Source organism: Ruegeria sp. BHSB056, from assembly GCF_059613305.1.
Genome location: NZ_JBXWSG010000157.1, coordinates 1 through 3,309, shown reverse-complemented (window position 1 = coordinate 3,309; position 3,309 = coordinate 1). Strand labels below are relative to the sequence as shown.

1 protein-coding gene and 2 pseudogenes are annotated in these 3,309 nt (G+C 55.2%); 2 read left to right on the top strand and 1 reads right to left on the bottom strand.

Annotated features, from left to right (window positions below; genetic code table 11):
• Positions 1 to 763 (bottom strand): annotated as a pseudogene (locus AC2FND_RS19820) (adhesin); the annotation flags it as partial.
• Positions 764 to 992: 229 nt separating this feature from the next.
• On the opposite strand from AC2FND_RS19820, the gene AC2FND_RS19815 reads away from it, so the two are divergent.
• On the top strand, positions 993 to 3,041 hold the full coding sequence (locus AC2FND_RS19815; protein WP_496771422.1) for a dockerin type I domain-containing protein: 2,049 nt from the start codon (positions 993 to 995) through the stop codon (positions 3,039 to 3,041).
• Between the two features lie 88 nt (positions 3,042 to 3,129).
• Positions 3,130 to 3,309, top strand: a pseudogene (locus tag AC2FND_RS19810) (inositol monophosphatase family protein); the annotation flags it as partial.

Below are 3,309 nucleotides of genomic sequence, written 5' to 3'. Positions count from 1 at the left end.
CCAGGTTCGTGATGGTCACCGTCGATACCCCCTGTGGAAGTGCGCCGGCTTCGGCGGCTGTCAGAGAGATACTCCAGCTGCCATCGGGGTTGGGTGTCACGGTTTTGACCAGTGACCCTATTGTGACTTCAATGGTTGCCGTCCCTTCGGGAGGGATGGCGTTGGTGCTGATGTTGTTCAGCGCAGTAGATTGCAGATCAGCCAGGTTGAGGCTTGGGTATGTCGGGGCGGGTTCGGACACGACGGAGGTGGGCTCGGATACGACGGGGCTGTCACCGCCACCACCTCCTGCGGCCGCAGCCGCCCCTGCCAGACCCAATCCGCCCAACGCCGCGCCAGCGCCACTGATGCCGCCTGCGGACGCGCCCGCGGAAACACCGGCTTCAACCGCGCTGAATTGGGCAATCTCCTGAACCGCATTCTCAGCGATCATGATGGCACCGCTGTCCAGGATCTGGACATTTTCAGCGGCCACTATCATTGTGCGGCCATCGGCCATTTTTAGAAGAACATCGCCATTCTTCAACAGCTTGACAGAGCGAACGCCTGGAATGGTTTCCGCGAATTGAAAAGCATATAATTCTTCAATTGTGGCTTGTGACAACGCGGGCAAGGCCATCAAAGTTGAAATCAGCCCACCGGCCGCTCCACGCTCTGCCCAGCGGCCAAGTTTTCCTTCGATCCACTGGCGAATGTGTTGCTTGCGGTCCGTTTCCGAAGGTTCAGCCGCCGGACGGTTGTTGAACTCTGGTGCTTTGGTCATCTTACCCTCACATGTGGTTTCCGCGATCACCGAAAAGGAAGACAGGTCGCGCTGATAACGGCTGGCTCATCTGTCTTTCCCACTGGTTACTGTTGCGATCGAAAGCAAAAAATTGAGTTAATCTGAAACCGAACTTCTCGTTTTCACCACAATTCCGCTTTTGTTTCGGTCCGTGCATCAGGTCATCTTTTGGTCAAGGCCAGGAGTGGCGCAGGAGGTGTTGGCTGTGATGCTTCAATTCGAAGGTGTGGTGGCAACGGGGAGCGCGGCGCTCGATTCAGGTATCGGCGATACGGCTTTAAAAACGTTTAACGGCACCACGTATCTTTATACCGTCACCGGACCGGGTGGCGGCGTCGCTGTCTGGCGGTTGGTCGAAGGTGCGTTACCGCAACTGGTCGACACGGAATATTACAGCGGAACAATCACGTTTCAGGTTGGTCGCAGTGGCACACCGATAACGCTGGCGGGAACCGAACAACTTGTACTGGATGTGAATATGGCGGTCGGGTTGGTCGGATATGACCTTAACGTAGACGGCACCCTGGACAGCCTTACGGAAACCGGATCTCTGACAGGAGGCGGAGATATCTCGGCCATTGTTCAAGTGTCGATTGGCCTGATGGATGTTCTTGCAATGGCTCATGAAGAAACGGGTCAAATCGGGACATACCTTGTCAATCAGGACGGAACGCTGAGCCTTGCTGGCCTTGTTTCTGGCACTGGTGACGCGATGCAGACGCTGCGCGCAGGGACTGACCATTTCCTGATCTCAAGTGATGCGGCCAGCAATACAGTCTCAACTTATCGGATCGACAGCCTTTCCGGTCAGTTGACCGAAATTGACAACGGTTCAGCCCTCGGGACGCTCGGAATCTCAACGCCGACAGCCGTCGAAACGATCGATGCCTACGGCAATCCCTGGGTGATCGTGGCGGGTGCCGGCAGCAATTCGCTCAGTGTGCTGCAATTGAACGCTGACGGCAGCCTGAGCGCCACAGATCATATTCTGGATTCGCTCACGACCCGCTTTGAATCCGTACAGGACCTTGAGATCGTGGACATCAACGGGCGCGTATTCGTCGTGGCGGGTGGCGGCGACGATGGGCTTACATTGTTCACGCTGACACCGGAAGGCCAGTTGGTCTATCTGGACAGTTTCGCCGACACGTTGACTAGTGGATTGCAGAATGTCGAATCGCTGAGCCTTGCTCACGTCGGCAATGAGTTGCAGATTCTGGTTACGTCGCAACAAGACGCCGGAGTGACTGTCATTACTGTTCCTGTCGATAATCTGGGGATCGTGGACAAAGGGTATGGAGCAGTGTCGGGGACTGCCGCAGACGACATGCTGAGCGGTAGTATTCTGGATACCGCCCTGATGGGGGGCGATGGCGACGACATACTGATAGCAGGAACGGGTGCTACGACCATGTCAGGTGGGGCAGGGGCCGACGTTTTCGTGATGCAGTCGGGCAGCAGTATGACGACGATCACGGATTTTCAACCGGGTGTGGACCGTCTGGACATGTTTGACTACCTGCTGTTGCGGTCCCCTCAGCAACTGACCTTTACCAGCACTACACAAGGGGCCCGGATAGAGTATCGGGGCGAGGTCGTGCAGGTTCAGTCCGCTTCGGGTGGAACGCTGACCAGCGCTGATATTTTCGGGGCCGGGTTCGATGGCCCCGATCACATTCCGGTTGATTTCGGTAATTTCGGCGGTTTGACGCCGGACAGTTCGGATGGCGTGCTTGGGCCAATCACAGTGGACAGCCAATCTGCTAATCCCGGATTGTCGGATGCAGAGATCAAGTTCACACCGGTCGGTGGTGGCACGGTATCCGTCACGGCTGACGATCAGGGACAATTTGACTTGGACCTTCCGGATGGCACTTTCCCCGGAAGACTGGACATCATCAAGCACTATTCGACAGCGAGCAAAGAGATTGACGCAATGGATGCTTTGCAAGTGTTACGCATTTCGGTTGGCCTCGATCCGACTTGGGGTCCCCCCGCTGCGGAAAACCTGATCGCGGCAGATATCAATCAAGATGGCACCATCAATGCCCTGGATGCACTGGCAATATTGCAGGTGGCCGTTGGACAGCCCACTGCGCATGAACCTCAATGGGTCTTTTTGGATTCAAATGCGGACTTGTCGGGAATTACAAAAAGCAACGTTGATTATCAGACTGGAATGGATGTTGTTGCCATAGACGGGGTGATAACCGCCGATATGACGTCCATATTGCTCGGCAACCTCGAAGCGGCATGAATTGAACGGTGCTGCAACTCAGTCATTGCAAGGCTTCCGCTTGGTCCGCAATGTTGGCCTTAGATACACAAACACAAAAGGACAGGCCATGAATCGTCTTTCGGAACGCAGAGATTTTGCCATCGCGGTCTGTGAAGAAGCTGGGGTGATAGCCGAGAAATACTTCTTGGACAGGAGTAATCTGGTCATTGATCAAAAAGGTGCTCAGGACTGGGTGAGTGAGGCGGACAAAAACGTCGAAACGTTCATTCGCCAAAAGATCATGGAT